The organism is Eubacterium sp. F2, from assembly GCF_046244355.1.
In the GTDB taxonomy this organism is placed as follows: Bacteria; Bacillota; Clostridia; order Peptostreptococcales; family Anaerovoracaceae; genus Aminicella.
In genome coordinates this window covers 1,693,868-1,718,533 of sequence record NZ_CP176393.1, presented here as the reverse complement: position 1 = coordinate 1,718,533, position 24,666 = coordinate 1,693,868, and the positions used below count along the sequence as shown (strand labels likewise).

Genomic DNA, 24,666 nt, shown 5'->3' with positions numbered 1-24,666 from the left:
TATCGTCACGCGTACAGGGTAGTCCTTCCGGGAGTGCCCTTGCGCAGGTAAATTTTGTCAGCTGTAATACTATATAAGAAGAAGTTATAGGAGGAGAAAAACCAATGAAATTAGGATTTATCGGATGCGGAGTTATGGCAAACGCAATGATGGGAGGCATCATCAAGAACGGCCTCTTCAAGCCTGAGGACATCTGGGGCGCTGACCCGGTTGAGGCCGGCCGCCAGAAGACGAAGGAAGCCAACGGCATCAACGTCACCGCCGACAACCTGGAAGTCCTGAAGAACTGCGACGTCGTATTCTTCGCGATCAAGCCGCAGTACTACGCGTCCATGATCGACGGAATCAAGGATCATGTCCGCGAAGATCAGCTTTTCGTCAGCATCGGCGCCGGCAGGACCCTGGACTACCTGGCAGATGCCTTTGACCATAAGCCGGTCAAGATTGTCCGCGTTATGCCGAACACGCCGGCTCAGGTCGGTGAAGGAATGGCCGCTGCCTGCCCGAACGAGTACGTTACAGACGAAGAAGCCCAGCTCGCTCTGAAGATCCTCAGAGGTTTCGGAAAGGCTGAGCTCATGCCGGAGAACCTCTTCGACGTGGTAACCGGAGTCAGCGGAAGCGGCCCGGCCTATGTCTGCATGTTCATCGAGGCCATGGCAGACGCAGCCGTTCTGGGCGGCATGCAGAGAGCGACCGCTTACGAATTTGCTGAGCAGACCGTTTACGGAACCGCCAAGATGCTGATGGAGACCGGCCTGCATCCGGGAGTCCTGAAAGACATGGTAAGCTCCCCTGCCGGAACAACCATCGCCGCAGTCCGCACACTGGAGGAGATGGGCCTGCGTACCGCAGTGATCGAGGGCGTTCAGGCATGCACCGAGAAATCCATCGAGATGCAGAGCGCTAAATAGCAGAACTTCCGACAAAACACAAACGAGCAAGGAGAAACGCCCCCGCCTTTTGAAATACGCCGGCGGGGGCAGAAACTCCCTGCTCCGCAGCAAAACACTCTGAAAACAGACATATACAAACCTCTCAAGCAATACAATACGGAAAAAGGAATCGTTGCCGCAAAAGGCGGAACTTGATATACTCAGAATAGATGAATCAGCGTTCTGTTTGCATAAACAGGCAGATCATGGATTATGAGAATATCAGCGCCGTCGCCGGGAAAGATTCCTTTTTCTTTATTCTGTTCGTCGTCCGGATTCTGGGTCTACTGATAAACACACCATCCGGCTGCGGGGACTCCGGCCTGCTGCGCCGCCTGTCTGCCTGGCAGACTCTTTCACTGCGCCGCCGAAAATCCGGACATAACGGAAGGCCGGTCTGCCGCTCATCAATCGCCGTCGCTTCTGTAATTAAGCAATACTACAAGAAAGGAGCACAACATGGGCCTGAATCCCAGCATACCGATTCAACTGATTTCCTGTACCGTCGGCTGCACGGGGTTTACCCTGCTCTTTGGCGTCCGCGGACGTCAGGTCCTCGACTGCGCCATCGGCTCTTTCTTTACCTGGCTGGTTTATCTGGGTGTATACGCGGTGATCCCAAACAGCTTCGCCGCGACCACTATCGGGGCCATGTTTGTGGCGCTGTATGCGACCGTCATGTCCAGAGTCAAAAAAGCACCATCCACGATTTTTACTTCCACCTGCGCCTTTCCCCTCTATCCGGGAGCGCCGCTGTACTATTCCATGTACGGACTGGTGACGGGAAATAAAGCGATGGCAGAAAAGCAGCTGGGATCGCTGCTTGCTGTCTGCATCGCCATTGTTTTCGGCTACCTGATCTACGATACCCTCTTCCACTATGTACAGATGATCGCTGAAGAAATTGCAGGTCTCCTCGGCCACGACCTGAACCACAGAAGCACGAATTCCTATAAACGCTAGAAAAAGGCCGCAGCCTCAGACCCTTTCGCTGCCTGAAGCCGCAGCCTTTCTTTTTTATCTTCTGTTGGTAAATTGTCTCTTTCCGATTAGTTATCTCTGTTTCCGAAAATCTGCAGCAGCATGATGAAGAGATTGATAATATCCAGATAGATATCTACCGCACAGTCCACTGCATTGTCTGCGGTCTTCGGATAAACCTGCGAACGGAACATGTCATAGCCGATGTACAGGCTGAAAATCACCGCGCCCGCAATCGAGTAAAACGACGTCATTCCCGGAATCAGCCAGGTCAGAAGTCCGACGACCATGAGTCCGATCAGAGCCGAGAAGAGGAAGCCCCCGATTCTTGCGAAGAACCTCGGAAATGCCGCCGCTGCCGCGCACATAATCAGTGTAATCACACCGGTATACCAGAAGGCGGAAATAACGACGGAAGAACTGAGCCCTCCATAGGCCGTCACCAGAATCGTCACCATCACACCGATCGGCAGGACGATGAGATTATAGCCCAGGAAGCTGACTCCCGCATTCTTCGAGGTCGAGGAAATCACCACTCCGGCAATCGTCAGAACGATATATCCGATAAACAGGCCCAGCGTTCCGACCGACTCCGCCAGCTGAACCGCCGGGAAATACCGGCACATCAGCACATTGATCAGCAGTCCGTAGAGAATCGTACCGCCAAGAATCAGATTATATTTCCGCTCGGACACAATTTTCTCCGGCGGCGCAAAACAATTCAAACGCTCGTATTTGCGTTCTTTTGTCATACTGTTACCCAATCTTGTTCACTCCTTTTCATTTAAATTCCAACACATTCATTATACCCATCCGATGCCTGCCTTTGTGAACAGTATAAGGAGATTCTTTAACGGTAACTACGCACTTATCACGAACTCCGTTGACGCCCAGTACGTATACGATTGTCTTTCCGGCCTTTAAACTCAAAACCGTCTCTGGTCGGGACAGCCTTGCTGATTACCTTTTGTCCATCCTGCGTCTCGACCGGCAGCTCATTCTGACCGCTTTCAGAATGTCCTCCGTCATAATCGGCAGTCACTGTGTCCTGGCTGACCACAGAGGACGATGAAGACGCGCCGCTGTTTCCGCCCGGGCTGTTTCCCGAATCATCGTATCCTCGATAGGCTGACCTTCTGTAACCTCATATTTGTCTCATTCGCTTCAATAATTTAACATCTGAGGAAAGAACATAAAAAGAAGAACGTCCGGTTTATCTCCCGAAACGTTCTTCTTCAACGGCCCGATTCTCTGCATCATATACAGAATAGTCACATAGACATTCTGCCTTAATCCGTCAGGAAATCCAGGATATTCATCAGCGTGCTGGTATCGCCTTTATACAATTCCGTATACCCGCAGCGTCTGCAGGAAACCGTTGTAAACTTCTTATTCTGCACATCAAACATTTTCGCAAAGCTTCCACCTGTCGCCTGGAACTGATCCACATCAGCCCCTCTGTTTCCGCACTTCGGGCATACCCAGTCTGCGCTTAAATTACGTTTTGCCATTTCTATTCCCTCCTTGAAATTTACCGATCTGACTTTCGGACAGATCTACCGTGAAGATTCTGTTTCAGGTGCTGTCATTATAGCACATCCATGCATGGCCAATTATTAAATTTCCCTTAAGCGCCGGCTCAGATTATTGTCTGTTCCCACAAAAATCCACACTGTTTCTTGACAAATTTCATGATCAATGTTAAATTATATTCACAAGTTCATCACAGACAAACCGTTGAGAAAGAGTGAGTAAGCTGCATGGGAAGGTACAGAGAGCCGCAGATGCTGAGATTGCGGCGCGGAAACTGCAGCCGAATGGGCTTTTGAGGGCGGGGTGAAATCCGGAAAATGACCATCTTATTCAAACTGGCCGGCTGGAGAGTATGCCTCGACGAATCTGCAATCGTACAGGGCAGCGTATATGTTGGTATGCGGATGAGAGGATCGCTGAGTTATAGAATTCAGCTGATCAAACTGGGTGGCACCGCGGATTTTTGAAATTTCGTCCCAGGAGGAAAACAGAGCATTTTCCTCTTGGGATTTTTCTTTTTGTCCAAATAAAAAGCTGAAAAGGCTGTGATGAGGAAATTACTTTTTCTGTCCGCCAACAGGCAGAAGCAAAAGAGATTGGAGGATGGAATGATTGAATTTCTTAAAGAAGCAGAGAATATGAAAGAGGAGATCGTAAAGAACCGGCGCACTCTGCACCAGTTCGCGGAGCTGGGGCTGGACCTTCCCAAGACCAGCGCCTTCGTCATCGACCAGCTGAAGTCTTACGGATATGAGCCGCAGCGTTGCGGAAAATCCGGTGTGACCGCGGTCTGCGGAAAGAGCGGAAAGGTCATTCTGCTACGGGGCGACATGGATGCGCTTCCGATGAAAGAAGAGACCGGCCTCCCCTTTGCGGCAGAGAACGGGAACTGCCACTCCTGCGGCCACGACCTGCACACGGCCATGCTTCTGGCCGCGGCGAAGATCCTGAAGCAGCATGAGAGCGATCTGAAGGGCCGCGTCAAGTTCATGTTCCAGCCGGGAGAAGAAGTTCTGGGCGGCGCAGATGAAATGATTAAGAACGGACTTCTGGAAAACCCGAAAGTCGATTTTGCAGTCGGCCTGCACACCTCTTCCGGCCACGGAGAGATTTCCGAGGTCGGAAAGATCACCTATAAATCGGGGTACTCTACCTTCTCCGGCGACTGCATCCGCATCACCGTGCATGGAAAGCAGGCCCACGGCGCATCCCCGGAGACCGGTATCGATGCCATCAATATCGCTGCCCACATCATTACGGGACTCGAGGAACTGAACTGCCGGGAGGTTTCCAACGTCGAACGCTCCATTGTGCTGGTGGGCATGATTCACGGCGGCGACAGCTGCAACACGGAAGCCGGGACCTGCGTCATGGAAGCATCCGTCCGCGCGGCATCCCAGGAACGCCGGGACTTCCTGAAACAGCGGGTGAAGGAAATCAGCGAGGGAATCGCCCTTGCTTTCCGAGGCAGCGCCGAGGTCGATTTTGTCTACGGCATGCCGCCGATGTACAACGACCCCGCCCTCTGCAGCTGCATCCCAGGCTATCTCAGAGAAATGCTCGGCGATGACATGGTCGAGGAACTCCATGAATTCGGCGGAACGGAGGACTTCACCGCGGTCGCCAGCCGCGTGCCGTCCGTCTACTTCCACATTGGAACCGGCTCCCTCGCCGGCCCGGACGTGACGCACCACAACCCGAAAGTCCTGTTCGATGAGGATGCCCTGCCTGTCGGAGCCGCGGTCTACTGCCAGAGCGCATACCGCTTCCTGCAGGAGCACTGATCCAGGGACAAAAGCCAGCCGGGCAAGGAGATACACGGATCCCCTTCCCTCCGGGAAACAAGAAACTGACCGATGAATAATTCCTGACCCACATTCCAGACTGCAGGTCAGAACAGATACTATGATCAAGGAGAGTTTATTATGAGCGCTATTTACGCACTGACCATCGTCCTGCTGATTTACGCAGCCGGCGATGTTATCGCAGCCGTTACAAAAGCAAAGTTCCCGTCCTCGGTCGCACGAGGCGCGATCGTTCTGATTGGACTGTGGATCGGCCTGATCCCGAAAAACACCTTCAGCCAGTCCACCATCGGCGGATTCGGCATGATGGCCGTCACCCTGATGATCACCATGCTGGGCACGACAATTGACACGCCGGAGATGAAAAGGCAGATCAAAACCATCGTCATCTGCCTGGCGGGCCTTGCAGTTTCCACTGCGATCATCCTGCTCGTCGGACCGCTTCTCATCAACCCGCAGTACGCATATGTAGGCTCCGCCGTTTACGCAGGAGGAAGCGCAGTCGTCCTGATGTTTACTTCCGTCCTGAAGCCGCGCGGACTTACCGCCGTCGTCGGATTCTTCACGATTCTGAGCATGGCCCAGAGCTTTTTCGGACAGCCGGTCTGCTCCCACTACCTGAGAAAATACGCGAAGAATTTCCTGAAGAACCCGGAAAACGTCAGAAAATGGGCCAATGACGGCATCGAAGAAAAGAAGGATCCTGGACTTCTCCCGGAAAAAGCCCAGAGAGCTGCCGGTCCGAACGGGGATTCTCCGATTCTGGTCTCTGCCGCAGCTCCTGTACCGCAGCGCAAGCTTCTGCAGATGCCGCAGATGCTGGACCGTGTTCCGGTAACTCTTCTGAAAGTCGGTCTGATCTCTTCCCTGGCAGCCTTCCTTTCCAACCTGGGTGGCGGAGCCATTCATCCTTTCGTTATCTCCATCATTCTGGGATGGGCTGCCGTTGAAACCGGATTCCTTCCAAAGGGAACGCTGGACCACACAGAATCTGCCGGAATCGTCACCTTCCTCGCAGCCTGCGTACTGTTTGGAAACTATGTCGGCGTCACTCCGCACATGTTCTTAAGCTACATTCGTCCGATTGTCATTGTCATGGCTCTGGGCATTTTCGGAACCGTCGTTACGGGCCTGCTTCTGTCCCGCGTCATCAAGATGCCGGCAAGCCTGGCCATCGCCCTGGGACTGACCTGCACATTCGGATTCCCGAACACCATGATCCTGACCAATGACGTCTGCGACGCCCTGGCAAAGAACGATCTGGAACACCAGGCACTCTACAACGTGCTGATGCCGAAGATGCTGGTTGCCGGATTTGTCACCGTAACCATCACTTCCGTATTCATCGGAAGCTTCGTACTGAAGGTGTTCTTCTAAAGAAGGGGAAAAATCAGATAATTAATCCCATTTAAAAACCGGATTCCAAGGATGCTGTACGGCTTTCTGGAACCCGGTTTCTTCAGTCATAATCTTTTTCAGTTACAATATCTCATTCATTTCCGGAAGTTTCACTTCCACCTTATTCACGTTCTGACAACTACATTGTACCATCCCGCTCACATTTTTAATATATCATTTCGTGATATCATCATCCGTATCGTTCTGTGCATATACTGCCGTCGCGCCGGTTTTCAGCGACGCAGCTTTCGGATTGCTTCCGACAGCACAGATCTGGTATGTGAAATAGACATAGCTTTCTGCAGGAACAGTCCAGGAAAGCTCAGTGGCTGCTCCTGCTCTATTTCCTCAGCTGCTTCAGCTCCTCTTCCGGAAGATCAGCTGGTTTCCCCAGCTGTTTCGCCACATACAGGGTCTTCGCAATGTTCTCTGCAGCTTCCGCCATGGAATATGCCTCTCTGAGGGTCTTTCCGAATGTAAGAAGTCCGTGGTTGGCCAGCAGCACAGCCGGATAATCCTTCAGATAATCTTTGAAATGTTCGTAAATGCGCGGGGTTCCCGGTCTTCCGTAAGGGATGCATGGGATCTTTCCAAAGGTCAGATTGATCTCCGTCAGGGCATCAGACTGAATGTCCATGCCGTCAATCGCAAACGCGGTCGTAAATACACTGTGATTATGCACGATGGCCTGAACATCATCTCTGAGGCGGTAAACTTCAAGATGCATCATCAGCTCGGACGATGCCTTCAGTCCCTCTTTCTTTCTCAGGATATTTCCCTGAAGATCCGTTTCAATAATCATATCTTCCGTCAAATCCGGTTTTGCGACATGAGACGGTGTAATATAGACGCGGTCGCCGACACGTGCAGACGCGTTTCCTTCATACATGGTTACCAGTCCGGTCTCGTATTCTTTCTGTACTGTTTCAATGATTTCCGTTCGAATATCTTTCATCTCTAAAGACCTCCTCTCTTAATAATATAGTCGGGCAGCGGCATCGTCAATATGGCATGCTGCGGCAAAAATCAGACCCGGGTCCTCAATAAGAGAATCCCGGGTCTGGCAGTCAGAATAAAGTATGACTGATTCCTGTATGAATATCTATTTACGCTGCTTTTTCCTCTCCATTCTGCTTTCGTTCAGATTTCCCAGATAAAATTCCCCGTCTTCTGATATCCTGCACGATCATAAAGGCAATCAGCAGGAAACCGAGATAGCCGTTCAGTCCGTAGAACACGTTGACCAGGGTCTTATACGGGAAGAAGCAGGCAATCACGAAACCGGCGAACCCTAAAATTACCGTCAGCAGCTTGTACTTTCGGCTTTTGTCGTTTGCAAGAGCTCCGACGCTGGTCCAGAGAAGCGGCACGGAAGTTGTGTAAATTCCGCAGAAGACAATCACTGCAAGAATCTGTGAGAACCACGGGCTGATCAGTCCGGCGAGAATCAGTGCCGGGATATCTGCGTGTGCAAGCTGATCAATATGAGAAATCAGAGCAATACAGCAGAGAACGGCAACACCGAAGATGAACAGCGCAGAACTCAGAATTCCTGCCCGGACCTCTTTCAGGCGGTTTTTGGCACCGATCTCACAGAGAAAGGAGGAGAACCAGATGACAACGAAACCGCCGTATGAGGCTCCGGATGCGAATGGATTTCCGTTTCCCACCTGTGTCAGATGGTATTTTCCGCTGTCCACAGCCCTGAGGTTCTCCTGGAAATTTCCGGCGCCCTTTACGCAGGCCGCGATGGACACGATCAGCAGGACAACGATAATCACTGGCCCGATCTTACTCAGGGTATTCAGAATGCTGTCCAGACCAAATACGACCGTGGCGATGACAGCGATCATCAGGATTGCCGCGCCGACACCGGATGGAAGTCCCCACTGCTGGGATGCCGTGGAATTAGCTCCTCCGCACATGACGATGTAGCAGAGATAGCAGAATACGACAGAAAACCATTTAAAGAAGGTCCCGATATATTTTCCGCAGTAATGCTGAAAGATATCTGTACCGTGTTCCAGATGGAAGCGGTTTCCGTTTACGGCAAAGGATATATCTGTATAGATATAGATCAGCGCGGCCGTCATGATGACCAGGCCGAATCTGCTGCCATAGGATGCTTCATACTGCATGACTTCCTGCATCGTTGCAAAACCGGCTCCGATGTAAAAGGCGATACAGGATCCGCAGAATCCGAGACTTTTACCAATTTTCTTCATTAAGAACCGCCTCCGATCTACTGATCATCCCCTTCGAAAACGGTCTGCTTGTCTACTGGTACGGTCAGTGCGTGAAGCGCTCTTCTGACCAGGCCCTCACGGATTTCATAGCTCTTCTTCTCTCCGAGATTCGGGTCGCCCAGCGGATACGGGATTCCGACAGCCGGAACGATCCTGTTGGCTCCGATCGTGAGAGAAATCGGCACGACTGTGCAGATATGGGTCACCGGGATGCCTGCACGGTCAATTTCTTTTACCATCGATGCACCGCATCGTGTGCAGGTTCCTCAGGTGCTGACCAGGAGAACGCCGTCTACGCCGTCTTCTTTCAGCATTGGCACGTATTCTTCAGCAAATCTTTTTGCGTTATTGGTGGATGTTCCCGTTCCGGTTGTGGTCAGGAAATAATCGGTCAGTTCACCGATCACGCCTTCTTTTTCCAGATTTCTGAGAGCATCGACCGGGATGCACAGATCCGGATCTTCGGTAATGAAGGCACGGTCATATCCGCCGTGAACCGTCATAAAGTCCTTCTTATCTGCATGATCCATGCCCGCAATGGAATATTTTCCCCATTTCGTCGCGGATGACGATTCGATATGGTCCGGATTTCCCTGTGGAACTATTCCTCCAGATGTGACCAGGGCAATTTTTGCATGGCTCAGATCCTTAATCGGAGGAGCCGGATCAACACGGTCGATCTTCGGCATCGGATAATCGGTCCAGGTCTCTTCTCCTTTGATCTTTCTGACCAGAAGCTCTACCGCCCGTTCTGAACCTCTGCGGTCGTTGAAATAGTTCACACGGATGCCGCGCTCATGGTAGCCTTCTTTATCCGGGCCCTGGATTTCCTCACTCTTCAGCATTTTCAGAAGCAGATCTGCCATCTTCGGCACGGCTTTTCTCATTCCTGCTGCAGAATCACCTGTCTTAATAATGTAGAGATCTTTTCTGAACATATCGGTTCCCGGATTCTCCTCATACATTCCGCTGACGACGGGAATCTGCAGTTCATCCTGCACGGCCTTGGCTATGGTTCCGCAGGCGGTACCATAGCGGCCCGCATTAAATGCCGGTCCCGCGATAAATCCGTCCGGCTGATAAGTCTTAATCATCTCCAGGAGCTGCGGTACAACGCCCTTGTCGATATTGGATCCGAAATAATTATCTCCACAGACAATGGTTCCGACGATTTCTGCATCCTCCCCGAACCGCTTCTGAAAGGCCGTTCCCGGCCCCAGTGCGCCGTCTCTGGAAAAAGGCTCAATATCGGCTTTCTCTTCGCCGCCGATTCCAGCAAAGAACTGATTGATGTAATGTACGATTCTTTTTTTCATGATCTTGCACCTTCTCCCTTTGTCCCTAAAATCCTCTTGCGCACAGTTTGTTATAGCCATTTGCGATGGTAGACGCGATGATAATCTGGATTTCCGCGTCGAACCCGCCGTCTTCGTCCTTGCAGCCGACCCAGCCGCCGATCTGCATTTCGATGAATTCCTGTGTTCCGATTACGCGGTCCATGACAGGAAAATGAATGACAATATTTCCGTTTCCGCATGAAATCATGGTGTCTGCCTCATCGCAGACGTCTGCAAGAGAGTACGACTTTCCATCGCGTCCCGGGAACTCGTCCGTGATAATGACGACCTTGACTCCCTTCTGCGATACTTTCCGGCAATTCATCATCAGGTCGGTATCCGGATTTCCGTATCCCTCTTCTGTGAGAAGTACGCCGTCCAGACCCAGATATTCACAAAGTTTGGCGGTCATATCGGAGTGGCGTTCCTTATCCATCAGAAATACATTCTCGTTGGTCAGAATAACACCCATGAAGTTCAGTGTTTTTCCGTGCTGCTTATATAAATCCTCGATAACCGGGTTGTGTTCATGATGATACGTTGTCACCTTATCGCACGGCGCTACGCAGTTTCCGGACACAATTGCTCCGTCAAAGATCTCTGTCGGATACATCACCGTCGGCACGATCTGCTTAGCATCAACGCCGTAGTAATAGGTATCATGAAGAAGTCCCTGAGACTGCAGCATGTGGATATATCCCACTTTCGGAAGATCCGGGTACTGCGCCGCCTGCTCCAGAAGCGGCTTGGTCTCATACGTCTCTACCTCGTCCGGCACCTGATCGGCGAGCGTCTTCGCAAGATACGTCGCAGCAGTCAGCCCTGCCATTCTTCCGGCCGCCTCATAGACATGAGTTTCCAGGCCGTCCACAGGCTCCATGACGATGCAGACATTCAGAGTCTGTGAAAACGGGCAGTATTCCGCCGCCGGACCGCTCATATCGATGACGCCCTCCTGAAAGCCGACGATCTTTCCGACCGTGACAACACAGACGCCGTCCATGCAGTACGTCGTTCCGCTGCCTACTTCCTTTACCTTTCCCATTATTCCCGGGAATACGCAGCTATCGCTGTCCATCTTCAGCCGCGGCTCTATAACATCCTTTACCGGTGTGATTCGCACCGATTCTCCCGGCTTTGCCAGCTCAACTTTGCAGCCTTGAAGCCGGTCATCTTTCAAGATTTCCTGTTCCAGTTCTTCTGCCTGAATGTACAGCACCTTGTCCCGAATTTCTGTTTTTTCTCCAAATCGGACGTCCTGCACATGGACTTTTCCAAGCTCGAGTTTCATTACTCAGCACCTCCTGATTCTGCATTTTTCCTATTTTGCTTTTTACCGTTGCAGTGATCACTAATATTATTTAAACGCGTTTATATATCATATGATTATGAATATTTTGTATATTATTTTACGACAAATATCTCCTTGCAAGGGAAGCCTTTGCCCTCGCTGCGGCAGCCAGCTACCGTCCCGCAGAAATGTTCTGCTGCAGCAGTGACCGCTCCATCGCAGATTTCACAACAGCAAGGTCAACCGTCTGATAATCGGACAGGATCTTTTCCGGCCAGTCCGGAAGTTCGATTCTTCCCCCGGTCAGTTTGTCCACGGCCTCAATACTGCGTTCGATCATCTCTTCATCTTCAAGGAATGTTCCCGCATATTCTGATTCTGATACAATCACTGTTTTATACGGACACTGCATCGGCTTGAGGTTGCTCGCCAGCGGATGAGTGATTAAGTGCCATCCCTGTTGGACCAGCGAGCGGACTTCTACCAGGACATCCCGGTAACCCTCGCCTTCCAGAAAAACCACCTCCAGATTATGGATACCTGCAAACGCATTCCTTGCCTTGCGATTGTTGGTGATGATCCGATACCGCATGCTGTGCCTCCTCTCTGCCGCGTACTGTATCTTCTGTCTGACAATACATTAACATACTATTACGTTTTGCGATAGCGAAACTGTTTCATATTGAATATGCATATTCTTCACATCTGCATCAAGCAAGCGTAAAAAAATATGCCGCAGGCAGTATAAAGATACTGCTCGCAGCAACATTCAGAGGTGAAAATGTATGATAGCCTTTGTTTTCAGGAAATAAGAACCCCACCCTTCCACGACGCTGAAGCGTCGGGTGGGTGCCCGGGAACCTTGTTGTCGTCTAACGGGCAGACAATAAAATGATTACATATCTGTAATCATTTCTTTTGCGTACCGCACAAAAGTTCTCACCTGCGGCCTCATTTCGGATGCCATCGGGACGGATACGCCCAGTTCAATTTCCATCGGCGGATTAAGCGGAAGAAGCCGGATCCGGTTGGTTCTTCCCCGTGTCACCAATTCCTGAGTAATGAGAATTCCGGCACCCTCCTCTACAAGACCGATCGCAGAATAATTTTCAAGCGTGGTAATCATGCTGTTCAGCTTTATATCTGCATCTTTCATAACATCCATAACATCCAGATCCATTCCAAACGCCGGCATAATGAACGTTTCATCTTTCAGCTCTTCCAGAGATACCGATTCTCGGTCCGCCAGCGGATGGTTCGGCGGAAGGGCCACCATCATCCGGTCCTGCATCAGCGGCACCCATCTGCTCCGGATCGTCGGACGGTAACTGTAAAACCCGAGATCTGCCCACTTTTCGATTAGATAATTAGATACCTCCTGCCATACGCCCTCGCGAATATTGATTTTAATATTCGGAAAATCCCGGTGAAACGCAGCGACGACCTTAGGCAGGAGCTGACTCGCGATACTGGAATACGACGCAATATTCACCGCGCCCCTGTCCATATCCCGGATTTCCTCCGCCTGCAGCTCTACTGCATCATGCTGCGCACAGAGTTTTCTCAGTCCGGGAAGAACCCGCAGTGCATCGTCAGTCGGAAGGATTCCCCTCTTGGTCCTCACAAAAAGCGGAAATCCCACGTCATCTTCCAGCGCCTGCATCATATGACTGACCCCGGACGGCGTGTAGCCGAACGCCCGCGCCGCCTTCGACAGACTACCCCGGTCAATCGCACATAGATATACCTTTACTTTCTGAATATCCATCGCAAAACATCCTCATTTAGTCCAATTTATTGTCCGTAATCTCCTAATTTCCCCTGTTTTCTGTCATTTTACCAATTCCCGGGTATTTGCACAACCACATATTCATTACATCAGCAATTCCCCGTATATACATACTTCAAGCTCTTCCTTGCAATCTCCGCGAGATGATACACCGTTCTCACCGGTGTCGGCCGAAGGTCTGACATGTGGTAACGCGGGAAAAACCTGGTGACATGCAGCGGAATTTCTTTTCCTCTGCCTCCATTCAACGACGCAATCCATGCAGCCTCCTGCTCCATTTCTTCTTCCGCATCATTTTCCGCAGGTACAATCAGCGTCGTCAGCTCCACATGGCAGTCCATGCACGCCCGCTCAATAAACGCCTTTACCTGCGAAAGACTTCCCCTGCAGTTCCTGGAATAATACTCCTCCGTAAATCCCTTCAGATCAATATTCATCGCGTCAATATACGGCAAAACCTCCTCCAGCACTGGAATCTCTGCTGTCCCGTTCGTCACCAGCACAGTTTTCAATCCCTTCCCACGCGCCAGCTCTGCCGCATCCCGCACATATTCATAGCCGATCAGCGGCTCGTTATAGGTAAAGGCAATCCCGATATTTCCCCGCGGCACAAGCTGCTCCGCCAGTTTTACAAGTTTTTCCGGCGGCAGATATTCCGTTCTGCTGTTTTCTTCACCCGCCATGGAGATTTCATAGTTCTGACAAAAAGAACAGGCAAGATTGCATCCGTAGCTGCCGCATGACAGGATCATGCTGCCCGGACAGAATCTCTGAAGCGGCTTTTTTTCAACCGGATCAAGCGCCAGCGCTGTCAGTTTCCCATAATTCACAGACCGGATTCTGCTGCCGGCGCACTTCCTGGCCCGACAGAATCCGATCTGTCCGTCTTCCAGCTCACAGTGATGAAAACAAACCTCACATTTCATCAGCCTCAATCCTTTCCATAATATTATTCTTGTAAACTTAATTTCTGAATCCCGATACCCAAAACCCGCGATCTCGAAAGAACTGTCTCTTAATTTTCGGGATCGCGGTTATAAATCGAAGGTTCCCGAAGTTTGCCTACTCTTGTTCTTCGGAATTGCAGATTAGTAATGGCGGACGACCTGAAAACGCTCCAGCTGGACGCCATGTTCCCGCTTTCCGATTCCGGCTTTTTCTTTTGCGATGGCAATCTGCTGGTCTACTGTGTCGACCCCGTCAAGATTCGGAAGGAGAAGTCCCCTTCTTCCGCCCTTGCTGACGATCACTCCGTATTTCTTTACATCCAGCTGGTCCTTTGACTCAATCGGCTCCGGCTCGCCCAGAACGTCAACGCTGTATTCCAGCTCAGGCAACTCAGAAGGCTCGACTGCCGGGAAGCGTGGGTCTCTGGAGCAAGCGCTGATGCCGTTTTCTATGATTTCCTCTGCGAGGCTGTCTCTGACCGGAAGGATCGTGCCGATGCAGCCGCGCAGGCGTCCATCCTTATGCAGGGTGACAAAGGCGCCTGCCCGGCGGTTTTTCAGCCCTTCTTCCAGGGAATCCGGAAGCTGCATCTTCTGATGCGTGGAAACCCAGCTTTCCACAGACGCTCTCGCAAGACGGACGTACGAATCCTCGGCAGCCTTCTTTTCTGCAAGCCGCTCGCTTTCTTTCTCTTCCTGCCGGTCAAGAAAATTGCGCGACGGATCCTCCCCCAGAACTTTGTAAGTGCATACCCCGTAGCCAACGCCAAATACATCTTCATGAGACAGCCTTGCAGCTTCAACTTTTGTCCGGTCCAGGGCGCCCGCCATCATAACAAAGGAGCGGTGCCCGCATTCCGCCGCTTGCTCGCAGAACACATCGGAGAAATCAAACAGTTCACCGAACGCCGCTCTTCCCATGACGTCCATGATCCTTCTGTCGTACTCCGGGCCGTGCGGATCATAACCATAAGGACCCTCTGCGCGGGTCTTGTGGGAAAGGTCGCCGCTGGCAATGTAGACGACACGTTTTCCGGTCTCTTCTGCCGCCTGTTTCACCATCATGCCGAGGCGATAATGGTCTTTCAGTGGCATCCCGGAAAGGCCGATCCGAACAGTATCAAAATCCGTAAATCCCTGCTGCTTCAGAAAATACAGCGGAATCATGAAGCCGTGATCAAGTTCGCTCTGCGTGCCGAGCGTCCCGGCAGGAAAATGCTCCTGTTCTGCCTGACTGCAGATAGACTGTATTATCTGCGCATCGTATTTCACATCGAAACTGACCTGCGGGGCGCGAAACTGGCTGAAATCCCCGTATGCCCGCTCTCCGGCGGATATATTGAAATAATCGTAATACATGGCATTATGCGGAGAAGAAATCACAATGGTTTCCGGATCCAGATCTGCGATCTCCCGCGCCGCCTGCATATACGCATCCAAAGTCTTCTGAATCTTATGTTCCTCTCCTCTGCCGACCTCTGCAAGAATAATCGGCGGATGGGGAACCATGAATGCACCAATAATGGACATGTTAACACCTTCTTTGAAATGTTACTTTGCTATATCGTTTAACAAACGGGGTTTTCTCCGTACCCGTGCGTACTCCAAACATCTCAATACTCGTTATTCCAAATCCCGACACGTCGTTTTTCTTCACTTGATCATTCTCTTTTCTGAACGAATCAACAAATTTCTTATTCCTACTATTACCTTCTTTGTAATGTTCGCAATGGGCTGATCCGAAGCACGTGCCATGATAGTAGTCACAGTGTTTTTCTTGCTTATGATAATGAACGCATCTGCTGCGATGACGCCTCTTGTCCCCGTCTCCGCGTTCCATACGCTCTACATGCCAGGGGGATCCCTGCATTCTCGATAAATTACCCATTTGTTGCTTCATATCCTCTCTTTCATTGTTCAAATATCACATTATCACAATTTTAAGTACCATCTTAAGAGTCATCTACTTTCAAAAAAGATTGATTTCTCATCACAGTATACCTGCTCTATACCAAAGTATATTCAAGTAGTAATATTCAGTCAACCCTGAAAATTAGTAGTATTCAATAATGACCTATGTTCCATATATTAAAAAACGCCGCAGCATCAAACATTACATTTGATCCAGCAGCGCTCTTTCTTATCATGGTTCTATTCTAAAACACATCGTCTCCGCTCTTGAAGTCGAGTCCCGGATGGAAGTCAAAGCGGACGGCTCCGACAGCAATGTCCGGGCCGACAGCCTTCTTGATTCTGGCGAGACCTTCAACGCCAAAGCCAGCGCACAGCTCGATCGCCGTGCAGCCTTTTGCAACGAGTTCTTTCGCCGCCTTTTCCGCCTGATCATAGTTACTGACACCAATGACGTTCATATTAATTTTCTCAGAAGGAATCTGCGCCTTCTGCTCCTCCGGATCCAGTCCCGGAAATACATAAATAAATCCTGCTTCAAACATGTCCATTACCCCTTTCTGTTATTTGATAAAAACTTTATTTTTTCTTCTTTGGTACTGCCGGCGGCATATTCAGCACTCTTCCCTGAAGGTCCAGTGCCGCCTCGCGGACAGATTCAGAAACGGTCGGGTGAGAATGAATCGTGCTGATCAGATCATCCACAGCCGCTCCCATGCGGATGGCCAGAGCGCCTTCTGCAATCAGGTCGCTGGCTCTCGGTCCGATCATATGGACGCCCAGAATTTTCTCTGTTTCTGCATCTGCGATGATTTTTACGCTGCCCACGCCTCCGTTCAGAATCACGGATTTTCCGTTGGCTACAAGCGGGAACCGCCCCACCTTATAATTCAGATTCTGCGCCCTGCACTGCTCTTCGGTCAGACCGACAGCTGCAGCCTCTGGCTCTACATATACACAAGTGACATTGGTTGTCTCATCATAAAGCTGATGCTGTCCCATGATGTTTTCGGCTGCGATTTCCCCCATGACGGAAGCGGTATGCGCCAGGCGGGTTCTGCCTTTTACGCAGTCACCAATGGCGTAAATGCCCGGAACATTCGTCTGCATGCGGTCATCCGCTTCAATTCCACCTTTGTCGAAAGTGATTCCGCTCTTCTCCAGATCCAATGTGTCGACACAGGCTTTTCTTCCGATTGCCGTCAGCACCTTTTCTGCCTTGAAGGATTCTTTTTGTCCGGTCTGCTTATTCAGGCAGATGACTTCTGCCCCGCCGTCCTCAGTGCTTCGGACTTCTTCTACTGGGCATTCCAGATGGAATTTCATGCCCATCTTCTTCATCTGGGCGGCCGCGATTTCGGTGATTTCTCCGTCCAGCATCGGAAGAATGTGATCCAGTGCCTCGATGACAGTGATTCTGGTTCCGAACTGGGCATATGCGCAGGCCAGTTCCAGACCAACCACTCCGCCGCCGATGACGATCATGGATTCCGGAAGCTCCTTCAGCGACAGTGCGCCTGTAGAATCGACGCAGGCCGGATTATCCTGAAGACCCGGAATTGGAGGTACGACATTGACGGAACCCGTTGCAAGGATGATATCGTCCGGTGTCATTTCCGTCCTGCTGCCATCCTTCTCTGTAACTTCGATTTTCTTCGGACCGATAAAACGGGCTGAGCCTGTGATCACTGTAACCTTGTTGGCACGGAGCAGGCTCTTTACACCGGCAACCAGTTTTCTTGAAATCCGGGTTTTCTGCTTAATGACCGAAGGAAAAACGAGCTCCACGTCAGAAACCCTGATTCCCTGTGATTTACAGTTTTTCACTTCGCTGAAAACCTCTGCGCTGTGCAGCAGACACTTGGTCGGAATGCATCCTACATTCAGGCAGGTCCCGCCGAGCTTGTCCTTCTCAACGACGGTAACTTCCGCGCCGAGCTGCGCCGCGCGGATGGCTGCAATATAGCCGCCCGGACCGCCTCCAATGACCAGAATGCTCTTCTTTTCCTCTGCCATTACGTTCTCCTCCTTACTTCTCCTGTAACTTTACATACTCTATAATCCCAGACAGTCCTGCATCGTGTAGGCACCCGGCCTTTTTCCGGTCAGATACAGGACTCCCGTGACCGCCCCCTCTGAAAAACATTTCCAGTTTACAGCATGGTGTGTGATCTCCAGCCGCTCTCCGTTTCCGATAAAATAGACAGTATGGCTGCTCGGCCAGTCGCCGCCGCGGATGGAATGAAAGGCAATCGAACCTTCTTCTCTGCGTCCCTCTCCGACATGCCCATAAACGGCATCCTCCTTCATGGATTTTCCAAGCGCATTGCAGAGAAGCTCACCGATTTCACTGGCGGTTCCGCTCGGCGCATCCAGCTTATTTCTGTCGTGCATGTCCACAACTTCAATATCTGTGGAATCACCGATCGCTTTTGCCGCCATTTCCAGAAGCCGGTAGAGCAGATTCACCTGCATAGAAGTGTTGGCCGCCAGCATCACCGGAATCTCTGCCGCCGCATCAGAAAAAGCCTTTCGCTGTTCATCAGAGAATCCAGTCGTTCCGGTAAGAAGCGCTTTCTTATGCTTCCTCGCAGATGCAAGCGTCCTCATTCCCTGCTCAACCGTTGAAAAATCAATAATCGCATCGCACTGGTCAATGACAGCTTCAAGGTCGTCAACGACCGGAGCGCCGATTTCTTTCCCAAGTCCTGAGGCGATGCCGATGTCCTGTCCGACATAGTCCCTTCCGGAAGGTGCAACGCCCGCGACGATGTCCACACCTTCACGCGCGTCCGCTGATGCCGTGACCAGTCTTCCCATTTTCCCCCTTGGCGCAATAATGATCAGTTTCATGTTCAGCCTCCATGTCATATTTTAATATATATTCAGAAATTTATTTTCATGTTCTATTTATCTGCCTCAAGACCCCGGAGAAATATTTCCCCCAGACTGCGGCCTTTTTCCTGCAAATCGAACTTTTCTTCATCGATCCGCCATTCGAACAGAATTCCCCGGTGCAGAATCACCAGATCGTGAACAATCTCATCTTCATCGTACGTTCTGGCGATGCTTCCTTCCTCCTGACAGCCTCTGACCAGTTCATGCAGCAGCCTGATCCAGACTCGGCGTTCACTGATTTTCAGCGCCCCGTGTTCCGGTTTCTTCAGACCGTAAATAAAGCAGGAGTAAAGCACCTGGTCGCTCACACTGTCCAGAAGAGAACAGCCGATAAAATTCAGAAGTTTTTCACGCCAGCTGCGTGATGTGTCCGTCAGATACTCCTTCTCGTACTCCGCGTAGCGCTCATCCACGAAGGTCGTCATCTGCGTTGTCAGCGCTTCCTTATTCGGGAAATAGTGATAAATATTACCTGTCGAACAGCCGGCAGCCTTCGCGATATCGGCCATCGAGACATGGTCAAATCCATAGCGGTTGAATAACTCAAGCGCTGCCTGCTGAATCTGCTGCCGCATCCGTTCCGCCTGCCGCCCCCTGCTTGTCCCACGTTTTTCCATGTCAATCAGCCTCCTCATGTCAGAATTTTAGCATGATGAGCTAATATTCTCAACCTTATTTATCCTCTTACGACAAAAAACAACGTTCAAGGTGAAAAAAGAGCGGGCGATCCGGTGCCTTCATGCTCTTCCGCATGTTCACGAATCTCCCGCTTTTCACTCCCGCTTTTCACTTCCGCCATCTCTGCTGTCCGCATAAACTGCCGTCTGTACGTTCAGGTTTTCGGAAACAGAAACTGACGGGTCTGTTTTATTGTCTTTTACACTGCTTCACGTTTATTCTTTTTCATCTCATCATCGGAAGCAGGCTTTCTATACTGCTTTTTTCCAGATGCGCTGTCAAGCTCTGCAATCGTTTCTGCATAGTGTTTTCCATGGAAAAATGATCCGACCACCCCTCCGATCAGTGCAGGAAGGATCCAGCCAAGGCCGAATTTTGACAGGGGCAGACTGTTGACAAATCCAAACGGCGCACCCATCGATGCCGCAAGTGCCAGAATTTCATAAACCAGTGCTGTGTAAGCGGCAAAACCGGTGGTCATACGATCTTTAATCACCTTCTCAAAGAAGGACATCAGAACAAGAACCAGAACAGTCGGGTACATAATCTGAAGAATCGGAGCTGAAATACTGATGATTTTTGTCAGTCCGACATTAGAGAACAGATAGCTGAAAATCGTCATCGCAACGACCAGATGGGAATATTTCAGTCTTCCGCCGCTCAGCTCCTCAAAATAGTTTCCGGCTACTGAAGTCAGTCCGATTGCTGTGGTCAGGCAGGCCAGGAAGACGATAACTGCCAGAATTCCTACTCCGGCTCCTCCCATCAGTCGGTTGGTGATGGCAACCAGAAGCGGTGCCTCTTCAAGTCCTGCAAATGCGCTGTTTCCCGATGTGGTTGCTCCCAGGAAGGTCAGTCCGCCGTAGACAAGCATCAGGAGAACACCGGAAACGATTCCGGCTTTTGCGATCAGACTGGAAACCGACTTTTTATCCGTATATCCATACCCTTTTGCAGCAGTAATCAGCATCAGTGTCATCAGCATGCCGCCGATTCCGTCCATCGTCTGATATCCAGACAGCATGCCTTCCTTTAACGGAACCTCTCCTCCAATATGAACTGGATGTCCAATCGGTGCGACAATTCCTTTGACAATCATGATAACCATAACTGCCAGCAGCACCGGGGTCAGAAACTTTCCGACAATATCCACAACTTTATTCGGACGAATCGTCAGAGCAAGGACGATCGCAAAGAAGACTGCTCCGAATACCCAGTGGTTCATAGACGGGATCATCGTCTTGACTCCAAGCTCATAAGTAGTTGCCGCAGTTCTCGGGATACAGAGTCCCGGCCCGATACATAGGATAATCGCGGTTACACAGATCACACCCGGGATATGGCCGATCTTATCAACGACTCCGTCAATACTGCCCTTCTGATTCATGACAACGGCCAGAACACCCATGGTTGCCAGACCGACATCCATGATGAAGAAACCGATGAACCCGGTCATCCAGCTTGATCCGACATTTCTTCCCAGATAAGGCGGGAAGATCAGGTTTCCTGCTCCAAAGAAGGTTGCAAACAGAGCAAGTCCCATGATCATTACAATATTCAGTTGTTTACGTTTCATAATTAAACCCGTTTATTCCTTTCACGTCTGCACTTTGTCCGCCGGAAAAGAGAAAACGGACAGGAAAGGTCAGAATCACCGTGTCCCCGCAGAATTCCCTGATCCGGCAGATGCTTCAAGTGCAGCTCTTTCATAGGATGCTGTAATTATTTGTATGAATCGATCATTTTCTGGAATGCCGGGAGCGAACGCTTGATCATCTCATGATCTACGCAGTACGCAAGACGGAAATATCCGCTGCATCCAAATCCATCTCCCGGAACAACCAACAGGTTATACTCGAGCTTTGCTTTTTCTGAGAATGCATTTGCATCGCCGTTCGGAGCCTTGACAAACAGATAGAAGGCGCCGTCCGGCTTGGCACACTCATAACCCATGTCCTTCAGAGAATTGTAGATCAGTTCACGGTTCTTGTTATAGGCCTCCAGATCCGGCATCTCATCTGCACAGTGTTCGATCACACGCTGAATCAGGGTCGGCGGACATACATGTCCGTTCTTTCTGGCCGCGCCGGCAACCGCAGCAAACACCTCTTTACTGTCCGCACAGCCGTCCGGAACCAGAACATAGCCGATACGCTCACCCGGAAGCGACAGGGACTTCGAATAAGAATAGCAGACGATGGTGTTATCATACAGCGTCGGAATAAACGGAACCCTGACGCCGCCGTAAACCAGCTCGCGGTATGGTTCATCAGCAATGATATAAATCGGATGGCCGTACTCTTCAGCCTTCTTATGAAGAACCTTTCCGATCGCCAGGATCGTCTCTTCCGTATAAACGACACCGGACGGGTTGTTCGGCGAATTGACGATGACGGCCTGTGTCTGATCGCTGATGCATTTCTCCAGTTCATCGATGTCCACCTGGAAATTCTCGCGATCAGGCGGAACAACCTTGAATTTGGCGCCGGCGCCCTCTACGAACACCTTATACTCCGGGAAATACGGAGCAATCGCGATCATTTCTGACTGATGGGAAACCCTCAGCGCACTGCAGACAGCGGTAATAGCAGGAGCAGCTCCGCAGGTGAAGAAGAGATTTTCTTTCCTGATGTCCATGCCGAAGCGCTTTCTCAGGTTTGCGGCAACGGCTTCTCTGACCTCGTCGAAGCCCGCAGCCATGGAATATCCGTGCAGTTTGATCGGATCTTCTGTATCCACCAGTTTATGGATACTCTCGTTTACCTTTGGAGGCGCAGGGATACTCGGATTACCGAGAGAATAATCGTAGACATTTTCCGGGCCCACTTCTGCGGCCTTCTTCAGACCATAAGCAAACAGCTCACGGATTACGGACGGAGCACTGCCGAGTTCATAACATTTCTGATTAACCATAGTGACAACTTCCCCTCTCATAACGTTTTGCTTCGAAACTTTTTTATGCAATTGAAGCCTGTACGTATAAAATTGTTAAACCGATTCATTGAACGCGTTCACTCTTTGTACATATAATTATACACAAGTGAATATCTTTGTCAATTGCAATATTCAGAAAATGCGCAATCCAGACATATACAATTAACTGATGCAGGGGATAAAGAATATTAATACCGCCGCCATCATACGGCAAAACACACGTGCAAGGAAGTCCCCTTGACATGTATACGCTTTATCCCTGGAAAAGCAGGGCCTGATCCACCGCCATCCGGATCCTGATGACCGGCGGGCAGTCCAGGTTCTGCTGACCGATGAAGGAAGTACGGAAGATGACAGAAGACATCAACCGCTTCGCCCTGCAGAATCTCACCGAAGAAGAAAAAAACGACCTGCAGAAATCCCTGCAGATCGTTTTAAAGACATTTATGAATGGTATGGTTACATTAGGGACGGCCTTGCGCCTTCTCCCTTTGTCGTGGTATAACAATATCATCAACAGTTGATTTATGTAAGAATGCACTTTAATGTAATATACTATCCTTTTAGAAACTATAGGAGGGACAAAACTTGAAATCTCAAGGGTCCAACGCACATAAAACGAATAAAAATACAAACGGAAAACTTTATAACTGTCCTGTCGAGGCGACATTCAGCCAGATCGGCGGAAAATACAAGGCAATCATTCTGTATCATCTTCTGGACGACGGTGTACTCCGCTACAGCCAGCTCCACCGTTACATTCCTCAGGCCACAGCCAAAATGCTGACACAGCAGCTCCGCGAACTTGAAGCGGACGGCCTGATCCACCGCGAAGTCTACCCGGTCGTCCCACCGAAGACGGAGTATTCCCTGACGGAAAGAGGGCTCACTCTCGCGCCGGTCATCAATGCCCTGTGCGACTGGGGGACGGACCTATATGGCGGGAACGTTTTAAATTCCGCCCTGCAGCGGCCTGATAGTCAGATCCATGTGGTGGGGTCAAGTCCAAAATGTGGTGTAAATTGAAAAACTGATTTTTTGAAATGCGATGCGTCATCAATGCGCCAAACCAAACATATTATTTTAATTGGAGTCGGGGAAATCGCTTCAAACAACCATTTCCCGGCTTTTCAATTTACATCATTATACAGACTAAACGCTGCACCATGTATACAATATACCCTTGACAAGCCCTACCATATTAGTTACTATAGATAAGTACCTTGAATAATTACTTAGAGCAACAATCTGGCTGCCTTTCCCCTGACCCACAGAATATACTGGATTTATTCTTCAGTATGTTCTCTGGCGGGGCCCCAAAATAAGGAATATACCGGGAAAATCAAAATTTCCTGGCAGGCAGCCCGTAATGGAGAATGGAGATCTGTTATGGACATCGAACTGACAAAACGTTTTATCGATTCCTTTCACATCGCAAAAAAGATCCCCGCGATGATGCCGGACCTTCCGGACCACCTGACACCAAGGCATATTCACATCATGGAATACGTCTGCAGCGCCCCGGAAAACGGTATCCGCGTCAGCGAAATCGCAGGGAAAATGCATTCCACCATGCCGAGCATCACAAGGCTGGTGAATGAACTCGCAGAAAAAGGTTTTGTCACCAAACAAAAGAATCAGCAGGACCGCCGCGCCTGCACCGTACACCCGACGGAGGCCGGAAGAAAGCTGTTCTACATTTACGGAACCAGCTATCATCGGAAATTAGCCGCACTTCTTTCTGAAATTCCGGAAGAAGATATGCGCACGACGATATCTGTCATTCAGAGAACTTATACGCTGATGCATGAACATCCGATTGAAAAAGAAGATCTGATAGAAGAGTCTGAAGTCAGTAGTTCACAGTCAGCCTGAAGGCCGCGAAATACCGCCGCACAGATCGTCCGACTGTCATGAGCTGCGCGCGTATACAGAATACGCTATTCTGCCGCTTTCTGAACGAACTTAATCTTAACTTGAAGT

The 24,666-nt window shown here is 50.4% G+C and carries 23 protein-coding genes; 7 read left to right on the top strand and 16 right to left on the bottom strand.

What is annotated here, in order from left to right:
* Positions 1–104 precede the first annotated feature (104 nt).
* Together proC and ACI77B_RS07205 are read left to right on the top strand one after the other, a co-directional pair.
* Positions 105–914, top strand: a complete 810-nt coding sequence (gene proC, locus ACI77B_RS07210; protein WP_409336207.1) for a pyrroline-5-carboxylate reductase — start codon at positions 105–107, stop codon at positions 912–914.
* 480 nt (positions 915–1,394) lie between these two features.
* Positions 1,395–1,898, top strand: a complete 504-nt coding sequence (locus ACI77B_RS07205) for a threonine/serine exporter family protein (RefSeq protein WP_409336206.1) — start codon at positions 1,395–1,397, stop codon at positions 1,896–1,898.
* 86 nt (positions 1,899–1,984) lie between these two features.
* On the opposite strand, the gene ACI77B_RS07200 is transcribed toward ACI77B_RS07205, so the two are convergent.
* Both ACI77B_RS07200 and ACI77B_RS07195 read right to left on the bottom strand, forming a co-directional pair.
* On the bottom strand, positions 1,985–2,680 hold the full coding sequence (locus ACI77B_RS07200; protein ID WP_409336205.1) for a Bax inhibitor-1/YccA family protein: 696 nt from the start codon (positions 2,678–2,680) through the stop codon (positions 1,985–1,987).
* A gap of 525 nt (positions 2,681–3,205) precedes the next feature.
* Positions 3,206–3,427, bottom strand: a complete 222-nt coding sequence (locus tag ACI77B_RS07195; protein WP_409336204.1) for a zinc ribbon domain-containing protein — start codon at positions 3,425–3,427, stop codon at positions 3,206–3,208.
* 630 nt (positions 3,428–4,057) lie between these two features.
* Between ACI77B_RS07195 and ACI77B_RS07190 the strand changes: the two genes are divergently transcribed.
* Entirely contained in the window at positions 4,058–5,233 is a 1,176-nt protein-coding gene (locus tag ACI77B_RS07190) for a M20 metallopeptidase family protein (RefSeq protein ID WP_409336203.1), read from the top strand.
* A gap of 141 nt (positions 5,234–5,374) precedes the next feature.
* Complete coding sequence (locus ACI77B_RS07185) at positions 5,375–6,631, top strand: hypothetical protein (protein ID WP_409336202.1); 1,257 nt, start codon at positions 5,375–5,377, stop codon at positions 6,629–6,631.
* Positions 6,632–6,992: 361 nt separating this feature from the next.
* Here ACI77B_RS07185 and ACI77B_RS07180 read toward each other — a convergent pair whose 3' ends face one another.
* The 14 genes from ACI77B_RS07180 to ACI77B_RS07115 all read right to left on the bottom strand — a co-directional run bounded on the left by ACI77B_RS07180 (position 6,993) and on the right by ACI77B_RS07115 (position 22,662).
* Positions 6,993–7,607, bottom strand: coding sequence for a class II aldolase/adducin family protein (locus ACI77B_RS07180; RefSeq protein ID WP_409336201.1), 615 nt, complete (start codon positions 7,605–7,607; stop codon positions 6,993–6,995).
* Positions 7,608–7,758: 151 nt separating this feature from the next.
* Entirely contained in the window at positions 7,759–8,877 is a 1,119-nt protein-coding gene (locus ACI77B_RS07175) for a YkvI family membrane protein (protein WP_409336200.1), read from the bottom strand.
* Between the two features lie 17 nt (positions 8,878–8,894).
* The gene (gene grdB, locus ACI77B_RS07170) at positions 8,895–10,217 is read right to left on the bottom strand and encodes a glycine reductase complex selenoprotein B (protein WP_409337710.1); all 1,323 of its coding nucleotides are present in this window, start codon (positions 10,215–10,217) and stop codon (positions 8,895–8,897) included.
* A gap of 22 nt (positions 10,218–10,239) precedes the next feature.
* Positions 10,240–11,526, bottom strand: coding sequence for a sarcosine reductase complex component B subunit alpha (gene grdG / locus ACI77B_RS07165; protein ID WP_409336199.1), 1,287 nt, complete (start codon positions 11,524–11,526; stop codon positions 10,240–10,242).
* Between the two features lie 172 nt (positions 11,527–11,698).
* Positions 11,699–12,118, bottom strand: coding sequence for a GrdX family protein (locus tag ACI77B_RS07160; RefSeq protein ID WP_409336198.1), 420 nt, complete (start codon positions 12,116–12,118; stop codon positions 11,699–11,701).
* A 303-nt stretch (positions 12,119–12,421) separates the two neighbouring features.
* A complete protein-coding gene (locus ACI77B_RS07155; RefSeq protein ID WP_409336197.1) occupies positions 12,422–13,294 on the bottom strand; it encodes a LysR family transcriptional regulator in 873 nt (290 codons plus the stop codon).
* A gap of 110 nt (positions 13,295–13,404) precedes the next feature.
* Entirely contained in the window at positions 13,405–14,241 is an 837-nt protein-coding gene (gene amrS, locus ACI77B_RS07150) for an AmmeMemoRadiSam system radical SAM enzyme (protein ID WP_409336196.1), read from the bottom strand.
* Between the two features lie 162 nt (positions 14,242–14,403).
* Positions 14,404–15,792 (bottom strand): AmmeMemoRadiSam system protein A, encoded by a 1,389-nt coding sequence (gene amrA / locus ACI77B_RS07145; RefSeq protein ID WP_409336195.1) that lies wholly within the window; start codon positions 15,790–15,792, stop codon positions 14,404–14,406.
* A 626-nt stretch (positions 15,793–16,418) separates the two neighbouring features.
* Entirely contained in the window at positions 16,419–16,724 is a 306-nt protein-coding gene (locus tag ACI77B_RS07140) for a DUF6506 family protein (protein ID WP_409336194.1), read from the bottom strand.
* Between the two features lie 28 nt (positions 16,725–16,752).
* Entirely contained in the window at positions 16,753–18,189 is a 1,437-nt protein-coding gene (lpdA, locus tag ACI77B_RS07135; protein ID WP_409336193.1) for a dihydrolipoyl dehydrogenase, read from the bottom strand.
* A 39-nt stretch (positions 18,190–18,228) separates the two neighbouring features.
* A complete protein-coding gene (gene dapB / locus ACI77B_RS07130) occupies positions 18,229–19,026 on the bottom strand; it encodes a 4-hydroxy-tetrahydrodipicolinate reductase (protein ID WP_409336192.1) in 798 nt (265 codons plus the stop codon).
* Positions 19,027–19,079: 53 nt separating this feature from the next.
* Positions 19,080–19,688: a TetR/AcrR family transcriptional regulator gene (locus ACI77B_RS07125; protein WP_409336191.1), complete on the bottom strand. Its 609-nt coding sequence runs from the start codon at positions 19,686–19,688 to the stop codon at positions 19,080–19,082.
* A gap of 260 nt (positions 19,689–19,948) precedes the next feature.
* Positions 19,949–21,325 carry a branched-chain amino acid transport system II carrier protein gene (brnQ, locus tag ACI77B_RS07120; protein ID WP_409336190.1) on the bottom strand — a complete coding sequence of 459 codons (1,377 nt, stop codon included), beginning with the start codon at positions 21,323–21,325 and terminating at the stop codon, positions 19,949–19,951.
* Between the two features lie 146 nt (positions 21,326–21,471).
* Complete coding sequence (locus ACI77B_RS07115; protein ID WP_409336189.1) at positions 21,472–22,662, bottom strand: pyridoxal phosphate-dependent aminotransferase; 1,191 nt, start codon at positions 22,660–22,662, stop codon at positions 21,472–21,474.
* A 371-nt stretch (positions 22,663–23,033) separates the two neighbouring features.
* On the opposite strand from ACI77B_RS07115, the gene ACI77B_RS07110 reads away from it, so the two are divergent.
* The 3 genes from ACI77B_RS07110 (at position 23,034) to ACI77B_RS07100 (ending at position 24,558) form a co-directional block, all read left to right on the top strand.
* On the top strand, positions 23,034–23,207 hold the full coding sequence (locus ACI77B_RS07110) for a hypothetical protein (protein WP_409336188.1): 174 nt from the start codon (positions 23,034–23,036) through the stop codon (positions 23,205–23,207).
* A 64-nt stretch (positions 23,208–23,271) separates the two neighbouring features.
* On the top strand, positions 23,272–23,709 hold the full coding sequence (locus ACI77B_RS07105) for a winged helix-turn-helix transcriptional regulator (protein ID WP_409336187.1): 438 nt from the start codon (positions 23,272–23,274) through the stop codon (positions 23,707–23,709).
* Between the two features lie 363 nt (positions 23,710–24,072).
* Entirely contained in the window at positions 24,073–24,558 is a 486-nt protein-coding gene (locus ACI77B_RS07100) for a MarR family winged helix-turn-helix transcriptional regulator (protein ID WP_409336186.1), read from the top strand.
* The last annotated feature ends 108 nt before the right edge of the window (positions 24,559–24,666 follow it).

Coding starts and splice junctions, on each gene's coding strand:
- ACI77B_RS07125 (WP_409336191.1), bottom strand. CDS start 19,688: ATGGAAAAACGTGGGACAAGCAGGGGGCGGCAGGCGGAACGGATGCGG.
- ACI77B_RS07110 (WP_409336188.1), top strand. CDS start 23,034: ATGACAGAAGACATCAACCGCTTCGCCCTGCAGAATCTCACCGAAGAA.
- ACI77B_RS07155 (WP_409336197.1), bottom strand. CDS start 13,294: ATGGATATTCAGAAAGTAAAGGTATATCTATGTGCGATTGACCGGGGT.
- proC (WP_409336207.1), top strand. CDS start 105: ATGAAATTAGGATTTATCGGATGCGGAGTTATGGCAAACGCAATGATG.
- ACI77B_RS07205 (WP_409336206.1), top strand. CDS start 1,395: ATGGGCCTGAATCCCAGCATACCGATTCAACTGATTTCCTGTACCGTC.
- ACI77B_RS07140 (WP_409336194.1), bottom strand. CDS start 16,724: ATGGACATGTTTGAAGCAGGATTTATTTATGTATTTCCGGGACTGGAT.
- ACI77B_RS07175 (WP_409336200.1), bottom strand. CDS start 8,877: ATGAAGAAAATTGGTAAAAGTCTCGGATTCTGCGGATCCTGTATCGCC.
- ACI77B_RS07160 (WP_409336198.1), bottom strand. CDS start 12,118: ATGCGGTATCGGATCATCACCAACAATCGCAAGGCAAGGAATGCGTTT.
- grdG (WP_409336199.1), bottom strand. CDS start 11,526: ATGAAACTCGAGCTTGGAAAAGTCCATGTGCAGGACGTCCGATTTGGA.
- ACI77B_RS07100 (WP_409336186.1), top strand. CDS start 24,073: ATGGACATCGAACTGACAAAACGTTTTATCGATTCCTTTCACATCGCA.
- ACI77B_RS07115 (WP_409336189.1), bottom strand. CDS start 22,662: ATGGTTAATCAGAAATGTTATGAACTCGGCAGTGCTCCGTCCGTAATC.
- ACI77B_RS07195 (WP_409336204.1), bottom strand. CDS start 3,427: ATGGCAAAACGTAATTTAAGCGCAGACTGGGTATGCCCGAAGTGCGGA.
- brnQ (WP_409336190.1), bottom strand. CDS start 21,325: ATGAAACGTAAACAACTGAATATTGTAATGATCATGGGACTTGCTCTG.
- amrA (WP_409336195.1), bottom strand. CDS start 15,792: ATGTCCATTATTGGTGCATTCATGGTTCCCCATCCGCCGATTATTCTT.
- ACI77B_RS07190 (WP_409336203.1), top strand. CDS start 4,058: ATGATTGAATTTCTTAAAGAAGCAGAGAATATGAAAGAGGAGATCGTA.
- ACI77B_RS07185 (WP_409336202.1), top strand. CDS start 5,375: ATGAGCGCTATTTACGCACTGACCATCGTCCTGCTGATTTACGCAGCC.
- amrS (WP_409336196.1), bottom strand. CDS start 14,241: ATGAAATGTGAGGTTTGTTTTCATCACTGTGAGCTGGAAGACGGACAG.
- dapB (WP_409336192.1), bottom strand. CDS start 19,026: ATGAAACTGATCATTATTGCGCCAAGGGGGAAAATGGGAAGACTGGTC.
- ACI77B_RS07180 (WP_409336201.1), bottom strand. CDS start 7,607: ATGAAAGATATTCGAACGGAAATCATTGAAACAGTACAGAAAGAATAC.
- lpdA (WP_409336193.1), bottom strand. CDS start 18,189: ATGGCAGAGGAAAAGAAGAGCATTCTGGTCATTGGAGGCGGTCCGGGC.